The organism is Mangrovihabitans endophyticus, from assembly GCF_014646155.1.
Lineage (GTDB): Bacteria > Actinomycetota > Actinomycetes > Mycobacteriales > Micromonosporaceae > Actinoplanes > Actinoplanes endophyticus.
This window is the reverse complement of record NZ_BMMX01000001.1, coordinates 316,539-339,372: the sequence shown is the minus strand read 5'-3', so window position 1 is coordinate 339,372 and position 22,834 is coordinate 316,539. Positions and strand designations below refer to the sequence as shown.

The 22,834-nt window shown below is 65.7% G+C and carries 19 protein-coding genes and 1 tRNA gene; 7 read left to right on the top strand and 13 right to left on the bottom strand.

What is annotated here, in order from left to right; genetic code table 11:
- Position 1 precedes the first annotated feature (1 nt).
- Together IEY73_RS01440 and IEY73_RS34035 are read right to left on the bottom strand one after the other, a co-directional pair.
- A complete protein-coding gene (locus IEY73_RS01440) occupies positions 2-763 on the bottom strand; it encodes a hypothetical protein (RefSeq protein ID WP_189077172.1) in 762 nt (253 codons plus the stop codon).
- A gap of 68 nt (positions 764-831) precedes the next feature.
- Complete coding sequence (locus IEY73_RS34035; RefSeq protein WP_268240396.1) at positions 832-963, bottom strand: hypothetical protein; 132 nt, start codon at positions 961-963, stop codon at positions 832-834.
- Positions 964-1,266: 303 nt separating this feature from the next.
- Between IEY73_RS34035 and IEY73_RS01435 the strand changes: the two genes are divergently transcribed.
- Positions 1,267-4,029 carry an AfsR/SARP family transcriptional regulator gene (locus IEY73_RS01435; RefSeq protein WP_189077171.1) on the top strand — a complete coding sequence of 921 codons (2,763 nt, stop codon included), beginning with the start codon at positions 1,267-1,269 and terminating at the stop codon, positions 4,027-4,029.
- On the opposite strand, the gene IEY73_RS01430 is transcribed toward IEY73_RS01435, so the two are convergent.
- On the bottom strand, positions 3,983-4,603 hold the full coding sequence (locus tag IEY73_RS01430; RefSeq protein WP_189077170.1) for a hypothetical protein: 621 nt from the start codon (positions 4,601-4,603) through the stop codon (positions 3,983-3,985). The genes IEY73_RS01435 and IEY73_RS01430 overlap by 47 nt on opposite strands.
- A 117-nt stretch (positions 4,604-4,720) precedes the next feature.
- Here IEY73_RS01430 and IEY73_RS01425 point away from each other — a divergent pair, with 117 nt between their 5' ends.
- A complete protein-coding gene (locus tag IEY73_RS01425) occupies positions 4,721-5,428 on the top strand; it encodes an HAD family hydrolase (protein ID WP_189077169.1) in 708 nt (235 codons plus the stop codon).
- Positions 5,429-5,592: 164 nt separating this feature from the next.
- Here IEY73_RS01425 and IEY73_RS01420 read toward each other — a convergent pair whose 3' ends face one another.
- Positions 5,593-6,321 carry an XRE family transcriptional regulator gene (locus IEY73_RS01420; protein WP_189077168.1) on the bottom strand — a complete coding sequence of 243 codons (729 nt, stop codon included), beginning with the start codon at positions 6,319-6,321 and terminating at the stop codon, positions 5,593-5,595.
- Positions 6,322-6,453: 132 nt separating this feature from the next.
- Here IEY73_RS01420 and IEY73_RS01415 point away from each other — a divergent pair, with 132 nt between their 5' ends.
- Positions 6,454-6,702: a hypothetical protein gene (locus IEY73_RS01415; protein WP_189077167.1), complete on the top strand. Its 249-nt coding sequence runs from the start codon at positions 6,454-6,456 to the stop codon at positions 6,700-6,702.
- A 46-nt stretch (positions 6,703-6,748) separates the two neighbouring features.
- Positions 6,749-7,315, top strand: coding sequence for an HD domain-containing protein (locus tag IEY73_RS01410; RefSeq protein WP_229715337.1), 567 nt, complete (start codon positions 6,749-6,751; stop codon positions 7,313-7,315).
- Between the two features lie 67 nt (positions 7,316-7,382).
- Here the strand turns inward: IEY73_RS01410 and IEY73_RS01405 are convergent, their stop codons facing one another.
- The 4 genes from IEY73_RS01405 to IEY73_RS01390 are packed head-to-tail and all read right to left on the bottom strand — an operon-like array spanning position 7,383 to position 10,837.
- Positions 7,383-8,102 carry a phytanoyl-CoA dioxygenase family protein gene (locus tag IEY73_RS01405; protein WP_189077166.1) on the bottom strand — a complete coding sequence of 240 codons (720 nt, stop codon included), beginning with the start codon at positions 8,100-8,102 and terminating at the stop codon, positions 7,383-7,385.
- Entirely contained in the window at positions 8,099-8,314 is a 216-nt protein-coding gene (locus IEY73_RS01400) for a hypothetical protein (protein WP_189077165.1), read from the bottom strand. Before IEY73_RS01400 ends, IEY73_RS01405 begins: the two co-directional genes overlap by 4 nt.
- A gap of 1 nt (position 8,315) precedes the next feature.
- A complete protein-coding gene (locus IEY73_RS01395; protein ID WP_189077164.1) occupies positions 8,316-9,971 on the bottom strand; it encodes a hypothetical protein in 1,656 nt (551 codons plus the stop codon).
- The gene (locus tag IEY73_RS01390) at positions 9,968-10,837 is read right to left on the bottom strand and encodes a glycosyltransferase family 4 protein (protein ID WP_229715335.1); all 870 of its coding nucleotides are present in this window, start codon (positions 10,835-10,837) and stop codon (positions 9,968-9,970) included. Before IEY73_RS01390 ends, IEY73_RS01395 begins: the two co-directional genes overlap by 4 nt.
- 393 nt (positions 10,838-11,230) lie before the next feature.
- Between IEY73_RS01390 and argS the strand changes: the two genes are divergently transcribed.
- Complete coding sequence (gene argS, locus IEY73_RS01385) at positions 11,231-12,955, top strand: arginine--tRNA ligase (RefSeq protein WP_189077162.1); 1,725 nt, start codon at positions 11,231-11,233, stop codon at positions 12,953-12,955.
- On the opposite strand, the gene IEY73_RS01380 is transcribed toward argS, so the two are convergent.
- The 5 genes from IEY73_RS01380 to IEY73_RS01360 form a co-directional block, all read right to left on the bottom strand.
- The gene (locus tag IEY73_RS01380) at positions 12,956-13,690 is read right to left on the bottom strand and encodes a sulfotransferase family protein (RefSeq protein WP_189077161.1); all 735 of its coding nucleotides are present in this window, start codon (positions 13,688-13,690) and stop codon (positions 12,956-12,958) included.
- Complete coding sequence (locus IEY73_RS01375; RefSeq protein WP_189077160.1) at positions 13,687-14,193, bottom strand: nucleotidyltransferase domain-containing protein; 507 nt, start codon at positions 14,191-14,193, stop codon at positions 13,687-13,689. The genes IEY73_RS01380 and IEY73_RS01375 overlap by 4 nt, the downstream gene beginning before the upstream one ends.
- Positions 14,190-17,255 (bottom strand): pyridoxal phosphate-dependent decarboxylase family protein, encoded by a 3,066-nt coding sequence (locus IEY73_RS01370; RefSeq protein WP_189077159.1) that lies wholly within the window; start codon positions 17,253-17,255, stop codon positions 14,190-14,192. Before IEY73_RS01370 ends, IEY73_RS01375 begins: the two co-directional genes overlap by 4 nt.
- Positions 17,252-18,082: a glycosyltransferase family A protein gene (locus IEY73_RS01365; protein ID WP_189077158.1), complete on the bottom strand. Its 831-nt coding sequence runs from the start codon at positions 18,080-18,082 to the stop codon at positions 17,252-17,254. Before IEY73_RS01365 ends, IEY73_RS01370 begins: the two co-directional genes overlap by 4 nt.
- Before the next feature lie 343 nt (positions 18,083-18,425).
- A tRNA-Leu gene (locus IEY73_RS01360) sits at positions 18,426-18,510 on the bottom strand.
- A 211-nt stretch (positions 18,511-18,721) separates the two neighbouring features.
- Between IEY73_RS01360 and IEY73_RS01355 the strand changes: the two genes are divergently transcribed.
- Both IEY73_RS01355 and IEY73_RS01350 read left to right on the top strand, forming a co-directional pair.
- Positions 18,722-20,119: a tetratricopeptide repeat protein gene (locus tag IEY73_RS01355; RefSeq protein WP_189077157.1), complete on the top strand. Its 1,398-nt coding sequence runs from the start codon at positions 18,722-18,724 to the stop codon at positions 20,117-20,119.
- A 101-nt stretch (positions 20,120-20,220) separates the two neighbouring features.
- A complete protein-coding gene (locus IEY73_RS01350; RefSeq protein WP_189077774.1) occupies positions 20,221-22,833 on the top strand; it encodes a fibronectin type III domain-containing protein in 2,613 nt (870 codons plus the stop codon).
- The last annotated feature ends 1 nt before the right edge of the window (position 22,834 follow it).

Below are 22,834 nucleotides of genomic sequence, written 5' to 3'. Positions count from 1 at the left end.
GTCACGGCCGATGCTGACGACCGGCGCGCGTCCACACGGTCAGGTCGAAGGTGAAGACGTCGATGTCGCGGTCGTTGAGCCCGAAGAGAGCTCGACAGGTCTGGCGGATCACGTCCGCGCTGTCCGGGTCGGGGCGGAAGTGGCCGGACTTGGTGTTGGCAACGACCGCCCGCACCTTCGGTCCCCCCAGAAAGATGATCTCGCCGGCCGCAGCGACCTGGAGGCGGTCGGGAACGAGCACGGGATGGACCACCGGCACACCGCCGATCATGACTCGGTTGCGCCCGAAGATCAGGTCGGCCAGGGATTGCGAACGGTTCCACACCCGCAGACCGCCGACATCGTCGATGGCGAAGATGTGCGGTTCGCCTGCCCGCAGGGGGGCGATGTCGGGACCGTCGACAGTCACGATCTCCGGCTGGACGGCCTCGACCACGGACGCATAGCGACGGTCGAACGTCGCCCGGTCGTACTCGTACAGTTTGGGTGCGGCAGCGATCGTACGAACCGGCGCGGAATCATGCCGCGGCGCCGTGGTGAGGCGGTACGTTCGCTGGATCTCTTCGCGTACGGCGGCTATGCGGGCGGCGAGCACGACGGAGTCCGGGTCTTGGAGCAACGCGGTCCGCATCGCGCATAGCTGTCCATACAGCACGAACGACAGTCCTTGGCTGTCCGGTCCGTACCGCAGCGCCGCCGCATCGGCCACGGCGTCGTAGTGTGCGATCAACTCGGCATGACGGTGCGGTCGTTGCCAGGACATCGGCCGGTCCTCCCCCGATCGGCAAGACGATGCGGGAGGCGGCAGTCGCCTGCCGCCTCCCGCCGAAATCAGATCTCGCCACCCGTGACGTGGTGCTGGATCGCGGACAGGGCCTCGGGCCCGTCACTTGTCATCTCGAGGTCCTGCAGGGCTGAGACCAGGCTGTCGAGCTGCTCCAGTTGCTCGTCGACACGTTCCATCGTTTCCTCCTCGTCCTCGCGGCGTCGGCCTCGGGCATCACGCCGGACCGTTGATCGATCGCGAGGCTGCCACAGTTCTTCATCCGACTTTCATCGCACCGGGGTTTGCGCCGTTCACGGGCTCGCGCGGGGCGCCGTCGAGAAGGGCAGCGGGATGAAGGTCCACTAGCTACGATGGGGAGTCGTCGGACTTAATACCGCGATAAGCTACAAATCACCACAGGCTGATGCATTTTGCACACGGAGGTAAAGCCGGTGGAATTTGGCATACTGGGTCCCCTGGAGATTCGTGCAGAAAGACCGTTGCCCGCGCTCAAGCCTCGGCAAGGACGCCTGCTGGCGCGCCTGTTGCTCAGCCCGAACACGACCGTTCCGATTGAGACGCTCACCGAGGCGCTCTGGGACGGTGAGGCCCCCGACTCCGCCGCACGTCAGGTGCAGAACGCGGCCTCTCAGCTCCGCCAAGCCTGGCTGAACGCGCAAGTCATCGACGCCCGCGCCATCTTGCGCACGGCGCACAGCGGATACCGCCTGGAGACCGGAGCCGGGCAGATCGACCTGGAGAACTTCCGCGAGTCGGTCGCCGAGGGTCGGCGGCTGGAGCTGGCGAACGACACCGCAGGCGCCGTCGGCGCCCTGCGGCAAGGGCTGGCCCTGTGGCGTGGGCCGGCCTTCGCGGGCATGCGAAGCCGTGTGATCGAGACATACGCAGCACAGATCAACGAGCAGCGGGTGAGCACCCTTCAGGAGTGCATCCGGCTGGAGCTCGCCATCGGGCCCGCCGAGCATGTGATTCCGGAGCTGGCCGCTCTCGTCGCGGAATACCCCTACCGTGAACAGCTCACTGGCCTGCTCATGACGGCTTTCTATCGGATGGGCCGGCAGACCGACGCGCTGCAGGCCTATCAGGACCAGCGTGCGCGCCTCGATGCCGAGCTCGGCATCGAGCCCGGGCCCGAGCTTCGCAAGCTCCACCAGCGCATCCTGCGCAGCGACGCGACGCTGCTGGGTTCCGCAGGCACCGCCCAACCGGGCCGGCCCGTGGCGGTCGCCTCGCCAGGCCCGGCCGTGCCGGCCGAGATGCCACCCCCGCTGGGATACTTCGTCGGTCATCTCCGTGAGATGGCGCTCCTGCACCGGGACCCGGAGCCCGGGCAGGTGACGGTCGTGACAGGCGCCGCCGGCATGGGAAAGACCTCGCTCGTGGCGCAGTGGGCGGCTCAGGCGCGGGACATGTATCCCGACGGGCAGATCTTCCTCGATCTCCGGGGCGACGACACGACGACGCGCCGGGCCCCAAGCGCCGTCCTGGGCCACATCCTCGAAAGCCTGCAGCCCACCCTCCAGCAGATGCCCCACTCGCTCGACCGGCAGGTCTCGCTCTTCCGCACGCTGGTCAGCAGCCGTCGGGTGCTCATCGTGCTCGACAACGCCGACGGCATCGACCAAGTCCTGCCGTCGATCCCCGTCGGCGGCGGATCCCGGCTGATCGTGACGAGCCGCCGCCGGCTCGCGGCGCTGCACGCGCACACCGCCGTGCGACTGGTCACAGTGGAGCCGCTGAGCCCCGAAGAGAGCATCGAGCTGCTGACCGTCGACGCCCCGGCGAGGTCAGCGGACAAGCTCGCCCCGCAGGTTCGTGAACTCGGCGCACTCTGCGGGGGTATGCCACTGGCTCTGCGCATTCTCGCCGCCCGCCTGCTCTCCGAACCCCTGCTCACCCCCGGCGATCTACTCACCGAACTGTCCGGAAGCGATCTGAGGCTCGACGGCTTCCTGCTCCACGGCGACGCCCGCAGCGTGCGTTCAGTCCTGCGCAGCACGTACGAAGCGCTGCCGGAGCTGCAGCAAGCGGTCTTCCGGTTGCTCGCCGTCCACCCGGGACGCCGATTCCGTCTTGAACTCGTCGCCGCGATCACCGGCCTTCCCCTGCCGGCTGCCCGGCGCATCGTCGGCTCGCTGGCGGCGATCAACTTCGTGACCAAGACGGGCCCGGAACACATCACCCTGCACGACCTGGTCCGGCATTTCGCCGCCGAAACGTTGGACCGCACCGACCCGGCCGCGCGAACCGAGGCCTTGCACCGGCTGCGGGACTGGTATCTGTCAGTCGCGGCGAAGGCGAGCCGGGTGCTGCGCCCGGACCGGGACGCGTACGAGGATCGGGTCCCACTCCCCGAGGACCACCTCGGCGAATTCCGTACGGTCCGGGAGGCCATCGACTTCCTCGGGGGCGAGCGTGAGAGCCTCGCCTCGGTCACTGCGGCGACGCTGGAAATCGACCTTGAGGCGACCGTCGAGCTCATCTATTACCTGCACAGCTACTACGTCCGTTCCGGCTTTCCCACCGCGGCCGTGGGCGTGTGGCGCTCGTGTGCCGACCGATCGGAGGAGATCAAGGATGAACTGACACGCGCCCACCTGCACCACGCTCTGGGTGGAGCGTGCGCGGTCATCCAGGAGCTGGCCGAGGGCGTGGTTCACATGCGCCGTTCGGCCGAACTCTACGAGGCGGCGAACAACCTCGGCGGTGCGGCCGGCGCCCGCCTGGGAATCGGCTGGGCCTTGGAAGCTGAGGGACGGCTGGCCGATGCGCTCGCCGAGACTGAACGAGCGAAAGACCTCGCGTTGGCGGCGGGTAACACCACACTCGTCGTGCACGCGTTGTTCAACTCGGCCGAAACCCTCGCCGTCATGGGTGAGTTCGGCGCCGCTCTGACCCGGCTGCAGCACGCCCGCCGGCTGGCCGGTGAGACGGATGAGCGCCAGCTCGATGCGCTGATCACCAGCAGCATAGGCGAGCTTTACGTCAACATCGGTAGCGTCGGCGTCGGCCTCGGCTACCTGCATGAGGCGCGCCAAGCTTTGCATGCACTCGGATATCGCAAGGGAGAGGCCCGCGCGCTCATGCGTATCGGCGTCGCCTTGCGCCGATCGGCCGACGCCAACGCCGACAAGTGGTTGCGGCAGTCACTCGCCCTGTTCAGTCAGAGCAACGACCCCGCCGGGGTCGTCGCGGTCACGGAGCTGCTGGAGGGCGCAGCCCGGTCCGGAGACGCGGCATAGAGCCCGGGAGCGCATCATCGTCGAACGGATCGCATCGCACGGGTAGGAGAAGGCGTGACGGACGACCGCGTCGATACGCTCGCGGAGCCGCTGCGAGAGAGGCTGGACGAACCCCGGCTGACGGTTCGACCTGCGTGCGGGTCGGGTGTTCGGTGTCGGTGACCCACAACAGATCCCGCGCTTCGCGGTCGAACTGGCGGTTGACCAGGTCACTGGCGGTCGGTGTGTCGCGCGGCGGCCGGCTGCGCCAGGCGTAGTAGCCGGACACCGACACGTCCAAAACGCGGCAGCACAGGTCGACGGAGAACCCTTCAGCGGCCAGGGTTTGATGGCCGCGTACCGGGCTTTTGGGGGCACCGCCTCCCTCAGCAAATCCGCGGCACGGCGATTGGATCGCCAGTTCGGCCTCGAGTTCCGCGATCCGCCGGCGGGCCTTGCTCAGCTCGGCCAGCTCGGTGGACGTCACGCCAGGCAGTTCGCCGTTGTCGATCGCTTCCTGCCGCCGCCACACGTCGATGCCGACTCCACGGAACCCGGGGAAGATCAACCAGCCCGCCGAGCCCCGGGCGGACACTGATGCATCCCTTGGAACCCAGAAACCCGGCGGATCTACCAGCAGAAGGTTGCCGGCTCGTTCCGCCTCAAGCCACACCGAGCCCGCCGCGGGGACGACCCCGGTAGCATCCCGGCCATGGTCCAGCCGGTGATCTTCGACCTCTATCACACCCTGATCCACGGCGCGAACGACGAACGCGACCGGGTCGTAGCCGAGATGGCGGTCATGGTGAACGTGGCCCCGGACGCGCTGGTCAACGCCTACCACGACACCTGGCGTGACCGGATGGTCCGATGGACCGTCGAGGAGACGATCCTCATCCTCAGTAGACGCCTCGGCGCGGACCCCTCCCGCGAGCAAGTGGCACACGCCGGGGAACATCGACGAGCACTCGCCTGCCGGGTTTTGGCAACCGTCCCCGCCGCGACGTTGGACGCACTGGACTCGCTGCGCGCCGACGGGCACCGATTGGCGTTGATCAGCAACGCCACCTCGGACACCGCAGAAGCGTGGCCGCAGAGCCCACTGGCCGAACGATTCGACGTCGTTGTCTTCTCGTGCGACGTCGGAGTCGCCAAGCCCGACTCGGCGATCTACCTCACCGCCACCGACCGGCTCGGCGCCGACCCGGCAAACTGCATCTACGTCGGTGACGGCGCAGACGAAGAACTGGCCGGAGCGACAGCAGCCGGCCTGACGACGCTACGCATCACCGAACTGAACGACACCGATCCGGACTGGCAGGGGCCTACGCTCGCCGCGATCGGTGACCTGCCGGGTCTGCTCCGCCACCGATACGCGCATCTTCAGACCGACAACAAGACGGCCGGGACGCGCCGCTAAATCCCGCCCCTGCCCCGCCTCGCCGCCGCAGGCATTCGGTTCACAACGCCCCAAATAACAACCACAGGGAAGGCGGAAACCGCTGCGAGGCGAGTGCAGCGGGACCTTGCCAGGTTTCAGTCTTCCGGTCCGACACGACCGCCGTTCCCACCACGGCGAGACAGTCAGTTGATTGATTGAGCATTTGCCCACACTCGCCCGATAGCCAGGCGATGGGTGCCCGTCATCCCCTCTCTCTGAAATTCACGCAGGTGCAACACTGGGGCGTGCGCTGCCGGGCGCCCGTACACGTGGGTGTTGACCAGCATCTCGTCGTCGCCTCGGCAAATCGAGTTGTACAGCACGGTGTCGTGCAGCCGAAGCTCGACGCCATCCTCCGCCGCGAGCGGCCCGAAGCTCACCAGCGCCGTCCGGATCCGGGCGCTCATACCCTCCCCGATGCCCTCTTCCATCCCGCGCTCGGCGATGTGCTTGCCCGCCGGATCACCGAGCGCGATGCGTACCCGTACGCCGGAATGAGCCTTTGACCGCAGGAGGGTGGGAACGGCAGCGTCCTCGGCGAGGAAGAGCGCGCTGTAGGCGAGGATGTCGATCTCTCGCTTGGCTTCGGCCAATATCCGGCGATACGCGTCGGGCGGCACGGCGGAGCGGTGCGGGTAGACGACCCGTACCTCGTCAGCGACGGCGGACGGTGCGGCGGGGCGGGGAAGCGCGGGCCACAGGTCGTGAGCGGACCACCCGGTGAGGCGAGCGAGTGCGGTGCGGTGGCGAGGGTAGGGCACCCGCCCGCTGATCCAGCGTTGCACGGTCTTGGGGTCGACGCCGAGACGCGAGGCGACGTCGACGGTGGAGATCCCGGCGCCGCTCAGCGCGCGGGCAAGCGGGTGGTTCACGCATCGACTCCGATCGACGGCGAGTACGCCATCCTAGCCAAGAAGTCCCAAGACGTCCCTGCCGTGTGGTTCACGGAAGGTGACGGTGTGGACAGACTCGGAGCGAACCGAGACCAGGAAGCAGGCGTACGGATGACGGACGGGGACGCAGACGCGCAGGCGGTGGCGCAGCGGGCGGCGGACCGTCTGGCGACGGCGCTGGAGGATGGGGGTTTCGATGTCGGCCGGGACTTCCCGGTGCTGCACGACGCGGTGGGTCGTCAGGGCGTTGCGGTGGTGCGGCTCGGCGATGTTCGTCCGGTGACGGCGGAACGACCGGCCAGGGTGCTGTCCGACGCGGCAGGTGCGGGCATCGTGATCACGGAGGAGGGCGACAGGTAGAGGGCACTGGTCAGCCGATCCACCGATGATCGGTTAGCCTCCCGATGTGGAGGCCGACGACGCACGCATGCTCGCGCGTGAACTGCTGGCCGAGCCTCTCCCCCGCCGCTGGGCGCACTCCCAAGGTGTGGGCCGCAAGGCGGAAGCGGTGGCGCACCTGTTAGGTGCGGACGCGCCAACCGTGGTGTGCGCGGCGTGGCTGCACGACATCGGCTACTCCCCCACGCTGGTTGACACGGGCATGCACCAGCTCGACGGCGCCCGCTACCTGCGCGACGTGGCGGGGGCGGACGAGTTGCTGTGCCGGCTGGTCGCGCATCACTCCTGCGCCGAGATCGAGGCACACAACAGGGGTCTGCACGGTCAACTCGTAGACGAGTTCCCGCCGACCGAGGGGTTGATCGCAGACGCAATGACCTACGCGGACATGACGACCACGCCGGACGGTGAGCCGGTGCATGTGCAGCAGCGCCTGGCGGAGATCCTGGAGCGGTACGGCGAGGGTGATCTGGTGGCCGAGTCGATCCGGGAGGCGAGTCCGCACATCGTCGCCTCGATGCAAAGAGTGGTGGCGTTGCTCGGGCACAAGCCGGCCGGCGGCACCACTTCGTGACGGTGCCGCCGGGTGCCAGAGACCGCCGCTCGGTGTCGGCTGCTCAGGATGTCAGGTCTGCCGCGGGTCAGAGTGGAACGCCGTTGATCGTTTCGGCCGGGCGTTGAAGACCTAGCATCTTCTGGAGCCGCTGGTCGTGTGTCCAGGCGCCGGGAGGGAGCGGGTCCGAGAGAGGCTTGATCCAGCGTTCGACGAAACTCAACAGCAGGGCGGCTCGCGGTCGGCCTGAGCTGTTGTAGCCGGATCGGTGCCATGTCGACGCAGCCATGATCAAGAGGGTTCCGGGTTCGGCGATGAAGGCTTCGGAACTGGTCGGCCATGGGTCGGCTGGCCGTTGTGGGCGCCGATGAGTCCCGGGTGCCATTCGGGTAGCTCCGTTTTTCTCGGTGAAGGGGTCAAGCGCCAGCACGCATTGGACCCCGAGTACGCCACCCGCCACGATTTCATGCATCTCGTTGTAAGGATAGTCGATATGCCAGTCGTCTACCGGCTGCTCAGGATTGACAACGTTCAGGCTGTAGTCCGACAGCAAGTAATACTCGCCGAGCAGGTCATCGAGAATTCCCGCGAGGCCAGCATGAGCCACAACGTCAATGAATACGGAATCGAACTGATGAAGGTCCCAAACTCGAGTTGACCTCGGATAACGATGGGCGTGCTCGCTACTCGTAAGGCTCGCAGTGGCCCGCCGCAGCAGCGTGCACTGCTCCGCCGAGGCAAAAGCTGGCCATTCGGCATATCCGACTTGTCGCACTTTTTTGGCGAGCAGCTTCGGCACTACGGTCATCTCCGCTCCTTCGGACGCCGGTCAATTTTCCGCAGTTCGACTACATCGGCGCGGCGGTCGAACCGAGACAGATCCAGCACGGTGCCATCTGGTTCGAGTAAGGCGACGATGTCGTCCGCCAGTGAGTCCAGGCGGTCGTCGCGTCGTACGTGGAATGCGCACACAAGGATGGTCATCGGCTCCACCACCAAGGGGGCCGAATCGTCCGTCATGCTAATCCTTCCTCTCCAGCAGCCGGGCCGCCGAGGCACTAACAATCGCTTGCAAGTTGACCAGTTGTACCGGCTGAGCAGATAGCCAGCTTCCGACCAACTGCAGGTAGGTGGGTAACTCCTCGGTCGGCATTCCGCCCAGGTCAAGCACCAGCACGGCAGATGCACTACGTTCTAGGAGGCGTGCCAGCCGTCGGTGCACACGCTCCGCGGATTCGACTCGCGCAACGACGAATTCTGCGGAGATTGACAAGAGGGCAGGCGACGGTGGGTGCAGGCGAAGCCAGCGGGCCACCGGCGCAGATTCGCGCCCGTGAATCAGCAGTTGGACGCCGGCTTCGACCAGTTCCTGGGGCTGGATACCTCTGGTATCAGCGCCGACCACCACGGCGCGCGGCCCAGTGCTCATGGAGGGGAGGATCTGACCGAACCTGACGGCTGGCCCGCCATCGCCGACAACAACGGCGTCTTCCAACTCCCGCGGGAGGCATTTTCTGATTGACTCGGCGTCACCGTGACCAGGCGGAAACAACATGAGCAGGAGTGACTTCGGCTGGATGGAAGGCCGGCTACTTTGATCGGCCATGCGGTGTACCTCCCGGACCACCGCATCGATCGCCGCCCGTGACGGTCCGACGCGTTCGACGCGTGGGGGGCGAATGAGCGCTTCTCTGATGAGAGGCTCCAAGCTGGCCCGGCTCGGTTCACCGACCGAACCGTCATACCGGGATGCGACGCGCTCGGCGTGCTCATCGAGCCCTTCCATGAATGACACGTCGGGAACGAGGATCAGTCGGGCCTGGCCGGCGAGCGTCTCCGACAACGCGTTGTTACCCGGCTTGATGACGGCCACATCGGCTGCTGCCAGCAGAGCTGACAGACGGGGTTCAAAACGCCGGACCTCGACGTTCTCGGTCGGGTGTAGCGGCCTTCCGGCGTAGTACGGCCCGGTGACGAACACGAACCGGGCCGGATTTCCCTCCTCTGCGAGGGCCGCAGCGACCTGGCTGCAGGCATTGAAGAGACGATCACCGTATCCGTCCGGCATCTGGTCTCCTCCAGCACCGCCGTTGACGACGATCAGCGGACGAGTCGAGGTGTATGCGCGCCGTACGTCCGCGATGTCTGCCGACGATGCCGTGGCGAAAATGTTTCCGACGAAGGCGAATTGGCTGCCGTACTCGATTGCCGCCAGCGATTCGGGACTGTGTTCTTCTTGACGGAAGTCGCGTTCGTCCTGCGCAATGAGAATCCGGTCGTAGTGTGCAAAGTCACCACGTTCCCGGATACGGTCGAATGAGGTCTCATCGAGCCGACGCATCACGAGAATTCGTGGTCGATCGATCAGCGCAGCCAGGTGCCGGTATCGAGCGTCGGGGTAAGTGTCTTCGATAACGACCGCCGGACTCAGCCGCTCGAGCACCCGGTTCATCAGGTCCGTGTAGAAGTCCTCGGTTATCGCCGACGGTACCCGGTGCAAAAGAGGGAAGTTGACGACCCGAACCGAGGTGGCTTGATAGAGGGCAAGCGAACTGGCCTGACTAATGATGACGGGCCGGATTCGGCCAGCGTGTTGGAGCGCCTCGGCGATCAGTAGCGCTCGCCGAATGTGCCCAAAACCGATGCCATTCTTGACCAGTATGACGGCGCTTCTCATGGCACCTCTGCCCGCACGCGCGTGGAGGTTTCAGAGATTTCCAGCAGGCCCAGCAAGGTGCGTCGGGCCAGTTGATGACTATGGTGTTCCCGGATGGTCCGCTGCGCTGAGGCGCCCAGCCGACAGCGTTCGGCACGATTGCCGGACAACTCTACGATCGATTCAGCCATGCTCCGAACATCGCGCTCGGTTACCAGTCGCCCATTATGCCGGTCGATCACGACTTCTGGTATCCCCGCATGGCGCGTCGAGATGGGAGGCACTCCCACGGCCATCGCTTCCAAGATGACGAGCGGCTGTCCTTCAGTATCCCCGTCGGTTGGCGAGGTAATGGCGTGGTGCAACAGGATGTCGGAGGAGCGGATCATGGTAAGGGTTCGTGCGTGGGAGAGGCGGCCATGCAGATGGACGCGCTCGGCTAGTTCATGTTCGACGAGGTAACTGCGGACCACCTCCATGAGTGGTCCGTCACCGACGATGTGCAGTTCCAGTCGGGGGTCATGCCGGGCAGCTCGCCTAAAGGCGTCGAGCGTCAGCATCGGCGCCTTCTTTGCAACGAGTCTGCCGACCATGGTGCAACGAACGGTTTCCGTCGGCGCGCGCGCCGGCATTGAGGGCGGCACGTCAACGCTATATCGGACGACGTGAACGCGGTTGGCCGGAAGACCGAGGGTCACGAGGGCGCTGGCGGCAAAATTGCTGGGCACAACGATGCCGGCAGCGTCGGAATAGCGAAGATAAGCGTTGCGCCAGCGGGCTTCGGTAAGGCGCGCCGAAAAATCGACCCCATGCCCACGAAGCCAGACTCGGACGTTGCGGCTTCGCAGGAAGTCGAACCATCGATCGGCGAAGTCGAGGTACTCCACCAGGACAGCCTCGACTCGGTGGCGAGTCAGGAACTCAGCCGCCAGGTCGAAACGTTCCGGCGAGGGAAGAGGATCGCCAGGCAGGGGGTTGAAGGCCAACGTAGGGCAGGGCACCGTGCGCCACGCTGGTCCTTGACGTACCGATTCGCCCGCCGGTGGCGGTTCGGCTATCACCGCAGTTCCCCGTGGTAGGAGATTGTGCACGTCCCAGCGGATGAACGTCTCGCTCACGACCCCGATCTCGGGCAGCAAGACACAGAGTGGCCTGGACACACCGATCAGTATCGATCGATGGATGGGTCGGTGACCACCCCCCGGTGCTGGGTGCACGACACAGGAGTAACCGGCCGTCCCGTCGAGGCCCCCAACGGGGTTCGACTAGATTGTCTTGCTATGGCTTCCCTGGAACAGCTACTGCATGATCGACTCGCGCCCGCGTTCGAGGATGTCGCCGGAGCACCGGCCGACCCGACGCTGCGCCGATCGCAGCACGCCGACTTCCAAGCCGACGGCGCCCTAGCCCTAGCTCGACGACTCGGGCGCAACCCCCGCGACATCGCCGCAGAGGTGGTCAGCCACGCTAGGCTTGATGATCTATGCAGGTCGGTTCAGATCTCTGGACCCGGATTCATCAATCTGACGTTCTCCGATGAGGCGCTGGCTCCACTGGTCGCAGAAATGGCTAGTCATGCTCGGCTCGGCGTTTCACGCGCTGAGGACCCGCATACGGTAGTCATTGACTATTCCGCGCCCAATGTCGCCAAGGAGATGCATGTCGGGCACCTGCGCTCGACGGTAATCGGCGACGCCGCCGTGCGCGTATTGGATTGGCTGGGCCACCGTGTCGTCAAGGCCAATCATCTGGGCGACTGGGGAACACCGTTCGGAATGCTGATCGAACATCTCCTCGACATGGGCGAATCCGAAGGGGCGCACGAGCTCTCCCAAGGCGACCTCAATGGCTTCTACAAGGCTGCTAGGATCAAGTTCGACGCCGATGACAGCTTTAAGGAGCGGGCACGGAACCGGGTTGTCGCGTTGCAGGGTGGAGACCCGCAGACGTTGCGGCTGTGGCGACTGCTCGTCGACGAATCAGAGAAGTACTTCCTCGCCGTCTACGGCAGGCTGGGGGTCCGCCTTACCGAAGATGACTTCTTCGGTGAAAGTTTCTACAACGACATGTTGCACTCGGTCGTCGAGGAACTCGGCCGCATCGGCCTGCTGACAGAGAGCGACGGCGCCAAGGTCGTCTTCCCGCGAGGCTTCACCAATCGCGATGGTGATCCGCTGCCGGTCATCGTGCAGAAACGCGACGGTGGATTCGGGTATGGAGCCACCGACCTCGCCGCGATCCGCTATCGAACCCAGGAACTGAAGGCCGACAGGCTACTGTACGTGGTCGGCCTACCGCAGAAGCAGCATTTCGAGATGGTTTACGAAGTAGCCCGCGAAGCCGGATGGCTCGTCGCGCCGGCACGGGCGCAACATGTCGGCTTTGGCTCAATTCTGGGGACTGACGGCAAGATGTTGCGGAGCCGTTCCGGTGATTCGATCAGGTTGGTCGAATTGCTGGATGAGGCCGTTTCGAGGGCAGCGGTCTCGGTCGAGGTGAAGAACCCCGAACTGGATGGCGCAACCCGCGCGAACGTGGCGCAAATGGTCGGCATCGGTGCCATCAAGTACGCCGACCTGTCCAACGACCGGCTAAAGGACTATGTCTTCGATTGGAAACGGATGTTGAATTTCGATGGCAACACCGCGCCTTACTTGCAGTACGCTCGTGCTCGAATACTTTCGATCTTCCGTCGGGGGTCCATCTCAGCGCCCGCTGGCGCGCCTGTCATCCTGGTTACAGAACCGGCTGAGCGCGCGCTTGCGATCGAATTGCTGGCATTCCCCAGCCTGATCGAGGACATCGCGGAATCGCTGGAGTTCCATCGTCTTGCTGGGTATCTGTACACCCTTGCGTCAACCTTCACCAAATTCTATGAACACTGCCCTGTGCTTCGCTCTGAAGGCGACGTCCAGAAGAGCCGCCTCACGATGTCCGACCTCACCGCACGGGTACTGGCCCAGGGTCTTGAGTTGCTAGGAATCGCCGCTCCGGAGCGTATGTAGTCATAAGTATCCGAGGGACTGGCAAAAGGTTCGTAGTTCCTCAGGCACCTCGGCTGAACCGGGATCGGGTCGGCCGGGCAACACCCGGCCGACCCGAATCCGCTGCGTGAAGTCTCCGATTCCGGGGAGAAACGGCCCGTGGTCCCGACTGCCATAATTGATCATCTGCGGTTCCCATCGAACGTCCAGCCAATCGCAGATCTTCTTCGTGATCACCGTCGGGTCTCGGGCCAGATCCTCGTACCGGACCGTGCAGCCCTGATTTTCTTCACGGGCTTCGATCAGCCGAGTGAGAAAGAGCCTGACAAGTTCGGCACTCTCGGTCGGCGTCGCGTGAGGGCGGGCAAGAATCGCTGACTCCAAGATCCGGACTGGGTGTCGGAGAAGAAAAAGGTAGCGAGCATCCGGCCAGCACTCGGCGACCCGCTTCCAGCGCAAAGCATTCGCCGGAGTCTTGTCGACGATGACTTGTTTCCCTGAACGCACGAGTTCGCGGTGTAGAACGCGATCCCACAGCAGATGCTCCAACTGTCGACCGTCCAAGCCGGCAACTCGCATGGCGAGCTGAGAGAACTCGCTGTCGAGCCGGACCGACAGATCGACCAGGTGCAGTTCGTGCGGAGCGTGGATCTGTGTGTGGCTATTCAGTAAGCATCGAAGCAGCGTCGATCCGGACCGGATAGAGCTCAAAATGAAGACTGGTGACGGGACCAGCCGCTCGGCGGCGACGATCATCGCGTTGGCAGTGACACGCCGACCGTCCCGGGAACGCAGAGCAACTCTACCGAGTGTCTCCGTCCAAGTTCCTGAGCCAGACTGGTCAGTTCATCGAGTACGGGCGAACACCGGAGCACCAACCGTCGGTCGATGAGGGCACGCAGCACTTCCACCTCGTCGGACTCGTCCATGCTGCGCTCCAGAGCCCCCGCCCTACCCGCGGCCTCGAGTACGCGGTTGAGCTCGCCGCCCTGCAAGATCGATCGACACGCTCCGGCCGAGAAGATCTCAATGGGATAATTCTTGTCCGGGGTGAAACCGAGCTGGCGTTGCAGATCCGCGAACGCCATACCCACCTGACAGCGCTGCGCAATGTCGAAGTCGTCTCCAGTGATGACAAAGCAGTCGACATCACTGGTTGGGCCGGCGTGGCCCGCGGCCAGTGAACCGTAAATGAACCCCGCTTCAAGCGTCTCAGCGAAGTGCTGCTCCAGGAACGCTGTCACCGGCTCGTGGTTCACAGCAGATCTCCCCAACTAGCCGGCCCAGTCAGCATCCGGCCGCCGTCTCTGACTTCAGTAAGATCAGCGATCAAACTCGGAACGAGCTGCAGAGCCCCTTCAATGAGATGGCTCAAAGCGCGATCCAGATCGCCGCGGCCGAGTAATGGGTTCCCCGGGCACGCTGCCATGATGGTGAATGAGGCGTCAGCGCCTGCCCCGACCCGGTTGTCTAGATCGGTCAGGGTGTGCTCGTCGAAGCATACCGCTCCGGCTCGGTAGAGGCTGTCGTTGAGTCGAGAAGTGTAGCGGCTGATCGTCTGCACCGCCCGCCGACGCAACTCCCGGTCGAGGCAATTCAACAGTCGACGTACCGGCGGAGGGCAGAAGACGAAGGCCATCCGGTAGAAGTCGACGTCGTTGAACCGCACGAACAAGCCGTTGTCATCGATGCGACGCTCAAGATAACGCACATGCGCCTGGCGGCTCTCCACCAGGTCTCCGAGGCGGCGTACGCCGACATGCCGCAGGATGGTCCAGGTTGCCAGACTCTCGAACCCACGCGACCCGAGGAATGGGGTAATCAGGCCGAGATCCCAGTTGCCATCGGCGTTGACCGCGGAAGAATGACGGCTGAATTGGCCGAGCATGCCACGCTCGCGAAAAAGGACGTACGACGACGGGTACGGGGTGAATAATCCCTTGTGGGGGTCCAGCGACACCGAATCCGCCTCGGCGATGCGCGCAAGGTAGCGTTCCCGGAGTCTCTCGTTGAAGATCAAACTTCCACCGTGACAAGCGTCTACGTGATACCAGACACCGTGCCTGCGGCACACTTCCGCGAGCCTTGCCAGGTCGTCGACGCCTGTCGTCCGGCAATTGCCGGCCACGCCCACCACCATGAACGGGGTCTTGCCGTTGGGTGGATTGGTCAGCGCTGCTTCCACAGCGTCCGGATCGGTCGTGAAGCCACCTTCGGCGCCCACACTGATCACGGCATCCCAGCCCAGTCCAAGGTGGAATGCTGCGTCGCTGTGCGAGTAGTGAGCGATCGGACCTGCCATCACCACGGCCGGTTGGCTGTTCAGTCCCATCAAACCGCTCCGGCGTACCTCTGGGAATTGGCGGCCCAGAGCAACCAACATCGCAATGTGGTTGGACAAGTGACCGCCGGTCGCCCACAGCCCCGCGATGTCTCGAACACCTCGGAGTTCGGTGATCGGCACCGTTTCGTAGCCGACCAGTTCTCGCAACCACTCGACCACCTGGATCTCGACAAACGTGGCCGCTGGGGCGCTCCGGTCTACCGCGATCAGGTTCTGGTTCAGCAGTCGCCCTACCGTCCCTCCGACGAGAGAAGCGATCGCGTTCCCCGTGTCAGGGAATGCGAGATAGTCGGGGTGGGATTGAGAAACAGAGAGGTGGGCGATGACTTCCTCAACTTCGGCAAGGACCGCATCCATGCCGCTACCGGTAAGCGGTACCGGCCCGCCCAGCACAGCGCGGAGTTCCTCAGGTTTGCGGTGATGAAGGAACGGCTCCTCCGTGCGGTGCAGGAAGTCCAACCCGATACGGGTTGCCTGAGCCAGGGATTCTTCGTGAGTTTTGCGGGCGTCGCCCCCACCGACTAGGTACTCGTCCAGGACGGATCGGTCGAGTCCGTTGACGGCCGTCCCTGCCTCATGCAGAAATTCGTCGACCAATTGGCCGGGGTCGGTTTCCAGACCTTCGTACCAGCCACTTTGCCGGGCGCGGTGGGCCGCCAAGTGAGCTGGTCCAGTCGCCTCGAGCACGTCGATCATCGCGACGGTACGAGGAGTAGAGACATCCTCCGTGCCATAAGCGCGCTGCCGCAACGTTCGGCAGATGTCAGCCTCCATGGCAGCCTCGAACGCTTCCAGACAGGCCGCGAGTACCTCCGACGAGTCGACAGATCGCATTTGAGCAAACAGCCGCGCTTCGTGGTCGGCGGACAGAAAATCGCCCCAGAAGTGGCCGAGTTCGTGTCCGAATAGGACTCCGGCGTCTCGCTTATTGCTGGGTCGCTGATGCCTACCTTCCAGAACGATGCTCACATGCAGCAACTCCCGTCGACGTGCCCAAGTAATCGAGGGCGTCCCCAGCAAAGCTCTCTCGAACCGGTCTGCTTCGCGAATCGTGTCGTCCGGGATCTCTGGCTCACCGGCCAACGGCTGGAACAGCTCGAGCGATTCCCGTTCGGTTAGGCAATCGGCGAAGAATATTCGATGCCAGGTCAGGCACTCGGCAGCCCGCGCCGGTTCACGCGCGGCGTCAACCACCTCTTCGAAGTCGATGAGAGTCAAACTGCCATCTCTGAAGAACATGTTGCGCGGCGCGAAGCCCTGCCAGATCATTCCTGTTTCGACCATGGCCCTGCGAAGTGCAGTCAGGGTGGTTAGCAGTTTGTGTCGTTCCTCTGCCGGAAATTCGTTGCATCGCAGCCGGTCCTCGACGGTACGACCAAGGTTTGGCGCAAGCACCCAGGGGTCGCTTCCAACACCTTCGATCACTGCGTACTGCTCCTGAGCGTGCACTGGCGTCCCCGAGGCGGCCGAGGCCGTACGGAAAACCGCTTCCAGATGACCTTGGTATGCCGATCGAGCAGCGACAGAACCGGTGGGCCACCGCAGCGCAACCCACTCGGAATCACCGGTACGGACAAGGTGGGCCTCTCGCGAGGGATGGAGCGGTACAGCAGTCTGCTCCAGGACCGGCTGCCCCGAGATCCATGCGTCGATGTTGCGGCCGCTGACCATCAGCTCGTGAACCACACTGACCATCCGCGCCGATCCGCTGATGACAGGCTTTGCACTTGAAAGCGGTTCGGGAATCCGGAGCTCGGGAGTGCCGGCAAGGACAGCGGCCGCCCGACCGACGTCCCCGAGGCCGATCGACGTCATCGCGGCACTCACCGCCTCGTCTGGCGCAAAGCGTTCCAGATGGGCGAGCACCACGGCATGGCGGTCAAGAAACCTTGGCGACAGCGACCGGACAGCGGCCAGTGCCCGCCTCCATGCTGCTACCCGGTGCCGCCCGGAAAGAGGATCATCGATGGACTTCACGCCGTCGCCCCCGCCGACCGATAGCGACGCTCCAGTTCAGCCAGTATCTCGGCCTTCACCGGCGGCCACTGCGTGTGGTAAATAGATTCAGGGTCAACCTTGCGATCGCAGTGAAAAACATGGAAAGGCCACGATTCTGGAAAAGCGATCCTTCGTCCACCCGTTGTACCGACGTGGGAGACCAGATCCTCCCAGTTATAGCTGAGATCCGGCCGATCTATGAAAACATCCAGATCGAAACCACCGAACCGTTCCGCAATTGGCACGAAGCGAGCGACGTCATAGGCGACGAAGTGTGTGGAGAGCCGGTTCACCGACCGCACTCCGGCCTCGATCGGCGGCCCCTCGTCTAAGAGTTTCCACGACCATTGGTGGTAGTCGTTCACTTTAGACAAAACCGGGACATCCGGGTGCAGTTCGAACAGTTCCCGACATGCCGCGAGAATGTCGAATGAGGGCTCCGTCCGATACATGACGACGTCATCCTCGACCACGACGAGATAACGGACGCCCGGAACAAACATTCGCCGGTGGCCGTTATTGGACGGATCACCGCTGGCAACATAGCGTTTGCGTGAACGAATTTGCAATTCGTCGATGCCCCAACCGGTGGCCAAACCAGGAAGTTTGTCCGCGACGTGCTCCGGTGTGCCGTCCGCCAGAACGACGACCTCAAACGACTCAGAAGTTGAATTGGTTAAGGCGTCCAGGCAGCGGATGACCGTGCGGGAGAAGAGCGCCAGGTCGGCATGAAAGAGGAACGCAATCCGCCACGTCGGTTGCGCATTCCTCCTACCGTCATCGCCACGAACCTCGGTATCGACCACAGCTTTGTTCTCCGTTCTCCGGTGATTGCGCTGCGACATCCATGGAGACCAGGCCGAGTGAGTAGCTTTCCCACCACATTGCGTGACAACCTGCCGAAGTCGTCACTTTAGAGCGACCTGGCGAGGCCGTCCAGCGGCAGCGGATCTTTTTGCCGATACTGGCTGCTCTCGATGCTGACCGACCTCACCCTGGTCCAGCAATGGATCATCCAAGTCCGAGCCGACACCGGAATGGACTCCGCGAGAGGACGGTGTTCCCACGGCAGTCCAACCCCACGGAACAAGTAGGGCCGCCAACCAAATAATCGCTGGTCAGCGGCCACTTCTCAGTGCGATTTATCTGTGTCCGGAGGGGGACTTGAACCCCCACGCCCGATAAAGGGCACTAGCACCTCAAGCTAGCGCGTCTGCCATTCCGCCACCCGGACTTGCTCTGCGAGTCGCCGCCTGCGCCGTCGCTCGGCATGCACCGAGGAGCGGCAGCCCGGCGGGCTGCATGACAGTGAACTGTACACGGCTCGGGCGGCGGCTCCACGGACGGGTCCGGGTGCGGGCGCGCCAAGCGACAAATTCGTCCATTTCGCCCTTGAGATCGGGGTGGTCTGGCGGCGGTGACGCGTACCGGGCAGCATGGCGGGCGTGTCGCAGCCGTCCCCGCTGACGCCGGCCCGGCAGCGTGCCGACGAGCTGGCCCGTACCGGGCAGATCCCGCATGCGATCGCGATGCTGGAGCACGCGGTGGGCCTGGGCAAGGTGAACCTGGGCGAGGATGATCCGGGCGTGCTGGCGGCGGCGCATCAGCTCGCGGGGCTCTACCAGTATGTGGATGATCCGGCGTCGGCGCGGCGGGTGCTGGAGGAGGCGTACGCGGCGGGCCGGTGGCGTCTGGGTGACGCGGATCCGCTGATGTTGGAGATCTCATACGCGATCGGCGTGGTGGCGGAGGAGTTGGGGAACCGCCACGAGGCCCGCAAGGCGTTCGGACGGGTGGCGGAGTTCGGCGCGCCGGTGCTGGGTGGCGACCATTGGGCGGTGGCGGAGTCCCGCCAGCGCGTGGGAGAGACGACCGCATCACCGGAGGCGGCTCCCGCCTCCGCGGCGGCTCCGTCCCCGGCGCCGGCTCCCTCCCCGACGACGATCTCACCCCCAGAGACGCCCCCGCCCCCCGCCACTCCCCCGCCGCCCGGAAACACGCGACGACGGGAAGAGCCACCACCAGAAGGCCCGCAACCGGCTGAGCCATGGCCGCAGACGACACCGGCCCCAACGGGACCGGCCCCAACGGGACCGCCGCGTCAACCGGAACCGGGCCGGTCGCCGACGCCCGGGCCGGACGTCGAGTCGACCATGGTGCTGCCGACGCCGGCGGACTGGGCGCAGCCGGATCCGTTCCGGCAGACGGCACCGTCCGGTCCGCCACCGAGCGCGCCCACCGGGTACGACCGGTCGGTGCCGGCCGCGGACGAACAACCGGCCGCCCACGGACGGGAGGCGCCGGCCGCCTACGAACACCCGGTGCCGGCCGCGTACGAACAAGCGCCGTGGCCGGGGCCGGACGACCGGCCGCTGCCGGATCCGCACACGCCGGGGCCTGCCCGGCAGCCGGAGCAGGAACGGTCCGGACGGGGTCCGGTGCTGTTCGCGGCGATCGCGGCGGTGCTGGCGGCGGTCATCGCGGTGGTGGCCCTGGTGTTCGTGCTCGCGCGCAACAACCCGCCGGCGCAGCCGGAGGAGCCGGGCAAGCCGACGCTGGGTGGCGGGCCGGCGCCGACCGACGTGCGGCTGAAGGATTTCGGTTCGTCCATCCAGGTCTTCTGGACCGATCCGGCCCAGGGGCGTACGTCGTTCATGGTGACCGGCGGGCATCCGGGTGAGCTGCTGAAACCGCTGGGTCAGGTGGGTCCGGGCACCACGTCGATCGATTTGAACGGGTTGAACCCGGACCTGGATTATTGCTTCGCGGTGGTGGCGGTCTATGGCACGAACGAATTTGCCAGCTCACCGCAATCCTGCACGAGCCGCGCGCACGGCAAGTAGAGAACTCGTGACGGCGCGCAGAAAATGATCACCGTAAGCGATCATGCCTATTCGGAACCGTGACATTCACGGGTGTCCACCGCGTCTCGCCCGCCCCTATGATGGCCTCCGTCTTCGAACAGGTCAGGAGGAATCGGGTCGTGACGGCACCTGTGCGCCGCTGGCGCAGCCGCGGTGGTCTGGTGACCATCGGCACCGTGCTGAGCCTGGTCACCGGGCTGGGCCTGACCGCGCTGGGACTGGGGGCGGCGGATCAGGCGGTGGCCAGTTTCGACGCCGCATCCTGGGTGTGGTCCACCAGCAAGGGTGAGATGGCGCGGATCAACGGCGTCACGGCCAAGGTGGACACCCGGGTGGACGTGCCGCGCGCCCGCGGGCACCAGTTGCAGGTCAGCCAGAACGACCGCTTCGTGATCCTGCGCGACGTGAACACCGGGCAGGTCGGCACCATGGACCTGGCCTCGCTCAAGGAGTTCCAGACCCTGACTACGCAGTCCGGCATCGGGGTCAGCGTGGCGCTGGGCGAGCACGCGGCGTTCATCGTGGACGCGGTGCGCGGCGAGGTGCAGCAGATCGACCCGCACACGCTGGCGCCGATGGGCCAGCCGCTGCGCTACCCGCCGGGCATCACCGGCGGGTCGTTCGACGGCACGGACACCCTGTGGGTGGGGGTGCCGGGGCAGGGCACGGTGTCGGGCATCAGCCCGGCGACCGGCGGCGGCACCCCGCAGGTGCGCACCGAGTCGGTGGCCGCACCCAACCACGATCTGGCGGTGTCCACCCTGGACGACGGGGTGGCGGTGCTGGACCGCACCACCAACGCGCTGACCATGGTCCGCGGCGACCAGGTGCGCACCACGACGGTGCCGCTGACCGGGCCGGGCACGCTCGCCGCGCACACCGACGGCCGTGCGGTGCCGATCACCGTCCCGGACGACCGGCAGGTGGTCGTGGTGGGCGACGAGGGCGTCCGCGCGACGTTCACGGTCCCCGGCGACGGCACCCTGCAGCCGGCGGTGGCCTGGCAGGGATACGTGTATGTGCCGGAGGCGGAGACCGGCCGGGTGCACGTGTTCGACGCGGCCGGGCGGCCACGCGACGGCATCGCGGTGGACGACCCGGGCGGCCTGCTGGATCTGGAGGTGCGGGAGAACTACCTGTTCATCAACGCGCCGGGCGCGTCCACGGCGCGGGTGGTGGACGACGCGCACCACGTGCGCACGGTGGACAAGTACGCCGACGACGTGCTCGGCGGCGACCCGCCACCGACCCCGCCGGATCCGCCCCCGCCGCCGAAGAAGCCGAAGAAGCCGCCGGTGACCGAGCCGGGCGCGCCGCGCAACGTGCACGCGGCGGCGGGCAACGCGCAGGCCCGGGTGACCTGGCAGGCGGCGGACGACAACGGCGCGGCGATCACCCGGTACGTGGTGCGCGGCGCGGGACGGACCTTCCAGGTGGGCGCGGACCAGCGCGCCCTGGAGGTGACCGGGCTGACCAACGGCAAGACCTACCGGTTCGAGGTGTGGGCGGTGAACAAGAAGGGCGACGGCCCGTCGCGGACCAGCAACCCGGTGCGTCCCACCGCCGAGGTGCCGGATCCGCCGGCGTCGGCGACCGCGCAGGCCAAGCCGGACGGCACGGTGGTGGTGAGCTGGCCGGCCGCGAACGGTCAGGGCCTGGACATCGTGCGGTACGAGGTGACGGGCGTGGCGGAAGGCGGCAGCGCCCCGGTGGGTGATGCCCGGGGGACGTCGCTGACGATCAAGGCGGGCGCCCTGGATTACGGCAAGCAGTACGCGTTCACGGTGGTCGCGGTCAACGAGCGGGGCGCCGGGTCCCAGGCGTCGCCGATCAGCGAGACGGTGGTGCCGTACGCCCGGCCGGAGCAGCCCGGCGACGTGGACGCGGCGACCGTGGGCGACAAGGCGGGCACGGTCCGGGTGACCTGGTCGGCCCCGGCGGACAACGGCCGCCCGATCAGCCGATACGAGGTGACGGCGGGCGACCGCACGGTGCAGGCCACCGACACGTCGGCGGAGATCGGCGGCTTCGGCGCCGGGCAGGACGTGGCGGTGCGGGTGCGGGCGGTCAACGCGGCGGGCGCGAGCGAACCGGGCACCGCGACGGCCCGCACCGTGGCCGAGCCGAAGCTGACGGTCACCGGGTCGTCGGCGACGTTCAACACCGCGACGGTGTCGTTCAGCGTGGACGCGGGCGGCGGCACGGCGGCGTGTTCGGCGTCGGCGAGCAGCGGCGGCGGTGCGGCGAACGGCAACTGTTCCACGCTGACGGTCGGCGGGCTGAAGCCGAGCACGGCGTACACGGTCACGGTCACCGCGAAGAACGCGGCGGGCACCGTCACCGCGACGGCCAAACGCACCACCGCGGCCCTGTACGGCACGGCCACCTGCAACAACGGCGAGGAGGGCGACACCGCCACCTACTGCGACGAGGACCGGGCGGGACGCAACGGCAACGAGATCTTCAGCGTGCCGGACCAGAACAACGACAAGCAGGTCGGCTGGGCCAAACCCGGCACGCGGCTGCAGTCGTACTGCAAGGTCAAGGGCGACGACGTCGACTCCTACATCTACAACCACCACAAGCACAGCACCTGGTGGGTCAAGGTCAACTACAAAGGCAAGAACTACATTCCGTGGGCGTGGCTGAACCTGGACGGCGGCGACGACCTCGGTGACCTGCCGGCCTGCTAGG

Coding starts and splice junctions, on each gene's coding strand:
- IEY73_RS01440 (WP_189077172.1), bottom strand. CDS start 763: ATGTCCTGGCAACGACCGCACCGTCATGCCGAGTTGATCGCACACTAC.
- IEY73_RS34035 (WP_268240396.1), bottom strand. CDS start 963: ATGGAACGTGTCGACGAGCAACTGGAGCAGCTCGACAGCCTGGTCTCA.
- IEY73_RS01425 (WP_189077169.1), top strand. CDS start 4,721: ATGGTCCAGCCGGTGATCTTCGACCTCTATCACACCCTGATCCACGGC.
- IEY73_RS01415 (WP_189077167.1), top strand. CDS start 6,454: ATGACGGACGGGGACGCAGACGCGCAGGCGGTGGCGCAGCGGGCGGCG.
- IEY73_RS01405 (WP_189077166.1), bottom strand. CDS start 8,102: ATGACCGTAGTGCCGAAGCTGCTCGCCAAAAAAGTGCGACAAGTCGGA.
- IEY73_RS01400 (WP_189077165.1), bottom strand. CDS start 8,314: ATGACGGACGATTCGGCCCCCTTGGTGGTGGAGCCGATGACCATCCTT.
- IEY73_RS01395 (WP_189077164.1), bottom strand. CDS start 9,971: ATGAGAAGCGCCGTCATACTGGTCAAGAATGGCATCGGTTTTGGGCAC.
- argS (WP_189077162.1), top strand. CDS start 11,231: ATGGCTTCCCTGGAACAGCTACTGCATGATCGACTCGCGCCCGCGTTC.
- IEY73_RS01380 (WP_189077161.1), bottom strand. CDS start 13,690: ATGATCGTCGCCGCCGAGCGGCTGGTCCCGTCACCAGTCTTCATTTTG.
- IEY73_RS01350 (WP_189077774.1), top strand. CDS start 20,221: ATGGCCTCCGTCTTCGAACAGGTCAGGAGGAATCGGGTCGTGACGGCA.